This is a genomic window from Microcystis sp. M165S2 (genome assembly GCF_020245885.1).
Classification (GTDB): Bacteria; Cyanobacteriota; Cyanobacteriia; order Cyanobacteriales; family Microcystaceae; genus Microcystis.
Genome location: NZ_JADBTZ010000059.1, coordinates 1 through 4885, shown reverse-complemented (window position 1 = coordinate 4885; position 4885 = coordinate 1). Strand labels below are relative to the sequence as shown.

Annotated in this window: 7 protein-coding genes; 4 read left to right on the top strand and 3 right to left on the bottom strand. The window is 46.6% G+C overall.

What is annotated here, in order from left to right; translation table 11 throughout:
• The first annotated feature begins 219 nt into the window (after nucleotides 1–219).
• Nucleotides 220–348 (top strand): YqaE/Pmp3 family membrane protein, encoded by a 129-nt coding sequence (locus IM479_RS03365; protein ID WP_287687073.1) that lies wholly within the window; start codon nucleotides 220–222, stop codon nucleotides 346–348.
• 268 nt (nucleotides 349–616) lie between these two features.
• Here IM479_RS03365 and IM479_RS03360 read toward each other — a convergent pair whose 3' ends face one another.
• On the bottom strand, nucleotides 617–1006 hold the full coding sequence (locus IM479_RS03360; protein ID WP_287075741.1) for an AbrB family transcriptional regulator: 390 nt from the start codon (nucleotides 1004–1006) through the stop codon (nucleotides 617–619).
• 300 nt (nucleotides 1007–1306) lie between these two features.
• On the opposite strand from IM479_RS03360, the gene IM479_RS03355 reads away from it, so the two are divergent.
• From IM479_RS03355 to cbiB, 3 genes are read left to right on the top strand one after another with little or no spacing between them, the layout of a single operon-like run.
• Nucleotides 1307–1750, top strand: coding sequence for an Rrf2 family transcriptional regulator (locus IM479_RS03355; protein ID WP_287075738.1), 444 nt, complete (start codon nucleotides 1307–1309; stop codon nucleotides 1748–1750).
• A complete protein-coding gene (locus IM479_RS03350) occupies nucleotides 1698–2171 on the top strand; it encodes a GFA family protein (RefSeq protein ID WP_287687074.1) in 474 nt (157 codons plus the stop codon). Before IM479_RS03355 ends, IM479_RS03350 begins: the two co-directional genes overlap by 53 nt.
• Nucleotides 2172–2173: 2 nt before the next feature.
• Nucleotides 2174–3154, top strand: coding sequence for an adenosylcobinamide-phosphate synthase CbiB (cbiB, locus tag IM479_RS03345; RefSeq protein ID WP_287687075.1), 981 nt, complete (start codon nucleotides 2174–2176; stop codon nucleotides 3152–3154).
• Here the strand turns inward: cbiB and IM479_RS03340 are convergent.
• Together IM479_RS03340 and IM479_RS03335 are read right to left on the bottom strand one after the other, a co-directional pair.
• Nucleotides 3095–3373: a hypothetical protein gene (locus IM479_RS03340; RefSeq protein WP_287699175.1), complete on the bottom strand. Its 279-nt coding sequence runs from the start codon at nucleotides 3371–3373 to the stop codon at nucleotides 3095–3097. The genes cbiB and IM479_RS03340 overlap by 60 nt on opposite strands.
• Before the next feature lie 197 nt (nucleotides 3374–3570).
• Nucleotides 3571–4215 carry a lysophospholipid acyltransferase family protein gene (locus IM479_RS03335; protein WP_287687079.1) on the bottom strand — a complete coding sequence of 215 codons (645 nt, stop codon included), beginning with the start codon at nucleotides 4213–4215 and terminating at the stop codon, nucleotides 3571–3573.
• Nucleotides 4216–4885: the final 670 nt, after the last annotated feature.

Genomic DNA, 4885 nt, shown 5'->3' with positions numbered 1-4885 from the left:
GTAAGGGGTTTCGTTCAGAAAAGACTTCAAATTCGGCCTTGAACGAGTAAAACTTTCTAGGAAATAAGGTTGAACATGAGATTTTTTCGACTTGTTCAAAGTGGCCGGAGGGCATTCGGACACTGAAAACGGACGGGTCGGAAAGCGTAAGACTTCTGTTAAAGAAGCAGCATCCCGTGAAGCGTCAACCCCATTCAGCGACCATTCTAAAAAAGTGGCGTGGTGAGGAATCGCCGTCCGTTTTACGGCGGCGAGGATGTCAATAACATCATCTTAACTTTAATCGGTTATGTCCCCGGCATTATCCACGCTTTCTGGATTGTCTCCAAAGAAGCCGAGAATTCCTAATTAGCACCCCAGGAGATGCCAGTTTTTCTAGTCGCTGCATTAGACATCTCCAATAATGAAGATTTTAGCTGGGTGGATCAGTCTTCTAGCCTGATTTCTGGAGAGGTATATTACACGCGGTTAATAGGACAAAATTAACCGGACATATCGAACGGAGTCTTTGATCTAGATGCTTAAAGACTGATTGAGGATAAAATACCCAGTTTCAATGGACAAGAGCTTATCTCATAGCAAGGAGAGAGTTAAACGGCTCTCTCCTTAATTATTGCTATTCGTCGTCGTCGTTGGCGCCAACTTGCTTGAGATGAATATGTTTTCTCCCCAAAGTAATTTCAAATTCATCTCCCGGTTTGAGTCCCATTTTTTTGGTGTAGGCCGAACCGATTAGGAGATTATTATTGGATTGGACACTGATCCGGTAGCTGGCCGAGCGCCCACCTCGTCCGTGGCCATTGGCACTGCTATCTAAGTCAATTCCCTCGGCATCGATTAGAGCATTGAGAAATTTCATCATATTAACGCGTTCAATACCATTTTTTGTCATGGTATAGTAGCCGCATTCCCGGGCTTTTTCCTCTTTGCTGAGGTTGCCTAGCTGTTTAACTTTCTCAATTAGTTCGAGGCCAGTCAGGGGTTCTGGATTGGTGGTTTTGTTCATTTAAGTTCGCGGCAGATAAGTAAAGGTTAGGGTCATCAAGGCTAATCGAGGAGAATTGCTTCCCCCGACCAGAAACAATCGGGTTACGATTGCTCTCTACACTCATCTTACACGGTATAAACTAAAAATTATCACTTGCTTGAGGAAATTGATTGTAAGTGATTACACTGGATCTCTTGATCGAAATCTTAACAGAATTTATCAATGTTGATCGAGATGCTGAGGTAAGGGAGGTTAGTCTTTCTGTCATCAATGAGAGCAGGGGGTAGGATAGAGATCAAGAGGTAAAAATGAGGGATAATGAAGCTAACAACTAGGGGTCACTATAGTGTTAAAGCCTTGCTGGATCTTAGTTTACAACCGAGGGGAACTCCCGTATCGGTAAAATCGATCGCCCTGCGTCAAGATATCCCGGCCGCTTATCTAGAGAAATTGCTGATAGAAATGCGACGAGCGGGGTTAGTTCGCTCCTTTCGGGGAGCGCAAGGGGGTTATCAATTGGCCAGGCCGGCAAATCGTATCTCGTTGGGGCAAATTTTGGAGGCAGTGGGAGAGACGATCGAGCCATTATCAGGCTATCATCCCAAGGACGAACAGGCAGAAGATTGGGTGACATTTACTATCTGGAAACACCTACATGAGAAATTAAAAGAGGCCCTAGGGAAGATTACCTTAGCCGATTTATACTACGATGCCCGTAGCTGGATCGCCGCTAGGGGAGAGGAAACCAGCTTTATTGTTTAGTAGTTTAGAAGTTATGACAGCAACAACACAAGCAAAGATTTATTGGGGGGGTTGTCACTGTGGAGCGATCCGTTTTCAAGTGGCGATCGAGCATGAGCAAGCTCTAGACTGTAATTGTTCGATTTGTCAGAAAAAAGGCTTTCTGCATCTGATTGTTCCTTCAGCACAATTTACCCTCCTAAGCGGTGAAGATTTTTTAAGTACCTATACATTTAATACCCACACAGCCCAACATTATTTTTGTCGTGTTTGTGGTATTCATCCTTTCTATCGTCCCCGCTCCCATCCTGACGCTATAGATATAAACCTGCGCTGTTTGGAGGGCAATGTCTTAGAAGATTTTCAGATCCAGTTCTTTGATGGGGCTAACTGGGAAGAGAATATTGAGAAAATTCGGGATATCGATGGGAAAAGGGAGTAATTGTGAAGGAAGCGGCAACGGCGATCATTTTGGTATTAGGGGCAGTTTTAGATTATCTGATCGGCGATCCTTGGGGATGGATTCATCCAGTGCAGGTGATGGGGGCGATTATTGCCGTTGCCACAAAAGTTATCCTTAATTGGACGCAGGAAAAAATTCGCCAACGTTTAGCGGGCATAATTCTGGGACTAGGTTTAATTATCTTGGCTGGGGTCTTAACTTGGCTAGGAATCCAATGGTTAGGTCAGGTCAATTTGCTCCTGAGTTACCTAGTACAAATGATTCTCCTAGCTAGTTGTTTAGCCGGCAGAAGTTTACGCAGGGCTGCCGAAACAGTCATTGCACCTTTACAAGCGGAAAATATCACCTTAGCTCGTTGCCAACTAAGTTTATACGTTGGTCGCGACACAGATAATCTCGGCCGGGAAGAAATCCTCCGCGCCCTATTAGAAACCGTCAGTGAAAATGGTGTGGATGGAGTTACCGCGCCGCTTTTTTATGCCCTTCTCGGTGCTTTTCTGGGGGTGGGACCAGTGCCCCTCGCTTGCGCTTATAAAGCCGCTAGTACCCTCGATTCGATGATTGGCTATCGTCGGCCACCCTACACCCATATTGGTTGGTTTAGTGCCAAAAGCGAGGATGTTTTGACATGGCTACCTTGTCGTTTGACGGTATTAACTCTCGCCCTAATTTCGGGCCAGCCGGAGCGGGTTTTAAGCATTTGTTGGCGCGATGCCCGTCGGGATCCTAGTCCTAATTCTGGTTGGAGTGAATGCGTCTATGGGGCGATTTTGGGGGTGCAATTGGGGGGTAAAAATCAATATCGGGGCCAGATTGTGGAAAAACCTTTATTGGGCGATAACCTCAACCCGATTACCGTCAAAACCGTCGAACAGGCTTTGAATTTAACTCGTACTTGTGTATTACTTTGGCTGGTGATTGCTGTCAGCTGCTTGATTGCTAGAGATTTTGCTCAATTGTAGCGACCACAGGCGACGGCGTTGACGGGGTTGACGCTGCCAGTAACGGATAATCAGGGAGAAGGTCAAGAATAGGGATTGCAGTATCTGTATCTGTCCCCAGAGACGTTGATAGTTTTGTCTGAGATAATAGCTTTTCGCCCCGGCGATGATAATATGTTCCGGAGCGGGGTAAAAAATGTGGTGTAAACGTCGTTCCACCCGGTTTAAAATTTTGGTCACTCGCCCTAAAATCCGCCGCAATTGCCACAATTTCCAGACTAGAAAGCAATTAAATAAAGTTAGGCCTAGATTGAAGCCGAGGACAAAAAAGAACATGGTCGAGGCGATGGTCGAGTTATGCCAATTTTAACCCACATTCCCCACTTCAAAGTGTAGGGGAAAGAAATCTAAGACTAAATCCTGTTTAAAAGGTCGATTTAGCGTCCGAGGGCGTGTAATCCGTTAATAATTTCGGCACAGCGCTCGGTAACTGCCTGTAAAGCTTCTCTTTTGTTAGAAATCGGTGGCGGCAGCACTTCCCCGATGCGAATAGTTAAGGGGATACTATGGGGAAAAGAAGAACCTTTTTGAAAAATCTTTTCTGTCCCCCACAAACTGACGGGTAACAGAGGAACTCCCGCTTTAGCGGCAATCATCGCCGCGCCTAGTTTTGGTTGATGGATCAATCCGTCCTCGGTGCGGGTTCCCTCCAGAAACACTCCCACTGCCCAGCCCGCCGCTAATGCTCCCATCGCCGCCCGAATTGCCCCGCGATCACCACTGCCGCGTTTGACGGGATAGGCCCCATAAAGAGCGATCGCCTGTTTTAAAATCGGGATGGTAAATAATTCTTCTTTAGCCATATAAGCTACGGGACGACGCACGGCACAGGATAATAGGGGTGGATCGAAGTAACTGGCGTGATTGCAGACGATAATCAGAGGATGACGCCGGGGGACATTTTCTACTCCGTAAACGCGACCGCGAAAATAGCCGTGTAGGGTTGGGCTAACGATCGACCATTTAAAGAGATGATATAAAACTAAACTGGCAAAAGGTTCTCGCTCTTGAGGCTGCATCATCGAAAATTTTGGGTGGGAAACCCCGCCGTTCTAGGTTGGCTTTACGTTAGAATTAAAAAGACCGTCTCGAAAACCAAGTGGGCGGACAGCACCTTGAAAACTCGGCTTAGGGGGTTGCGTTCAGAAAAGCTTGTCCGGGTAAAAAGTCGCGCGCAACAAGTACAAGAAGCGTTTAGTCAGAACCGTACCGTGGGACACACGGAATCGGGCTTCTGAAAGGTCGCGAAAGTCTGTGGACTTTGTGTAAGACAGTACATAGTTTTTTAACCGTGGTATGCAACGGTGGTTGAAGCAGAAACTTAAATCGTGAGGTTTAGGAATCGCCGCACTTTTAGGGCGGCGAGGATGTCAAGACTGACAACTGTTCCCTAGACATGGAAAAGCCCCTGGGAGTCTTGCCGTGTTTCGACCCCAAGGACTTTGCTTTCTTCTCACTCCTCACACAACTAAAATATATAGTAATTTATGGGTTAGGGAAAGGTTAAGCGTGCCGCTTTCTTAACTGGCATAATTACTTAGGGTTTGCGGCAAAAAGTTTTTCGGTGGGGGTTGGGGGTTGGGGGTTGGGGGTTGGGGGATGGGGGATGGGGGATGGGTTTTACCGATTTTCAGGTGGTCAACTACCTAATTTTCAGGGAAAAAGTACCTGAATTTTCCCCCTGATCACTCC

Coding starts and splice junctions, on each gene's coding strand:
- IM479_RS03355 (WP_287075738.1), top strand. CDS start 1,307: ATGAAGCTAACAACTAGGGGTCACTATAGTGTTAAAGCCTTGCTGGAT.
- IM479_RS03350 (WP_287687074.1), top strand. CDS start 1,698: ATGCCCGTAGCTGGATCGCCGCTAGGGGAGAGGAAACCAGCTTTATTG.
- IM479_RS03335 (WP_287687079.1), bottom strand. CDS start 4,215: ATGATGCAGCCTCAAGAGCGAGAACCTTTTGCCAGTTTAGTTTTATAT.
- IM479_RS03360 (WP_287075741.1), bottom strand. CDS start 1,006: ATGAACAAAACCACCAATCCAGAACCCCTGACTGGCCTCGAACTAATT.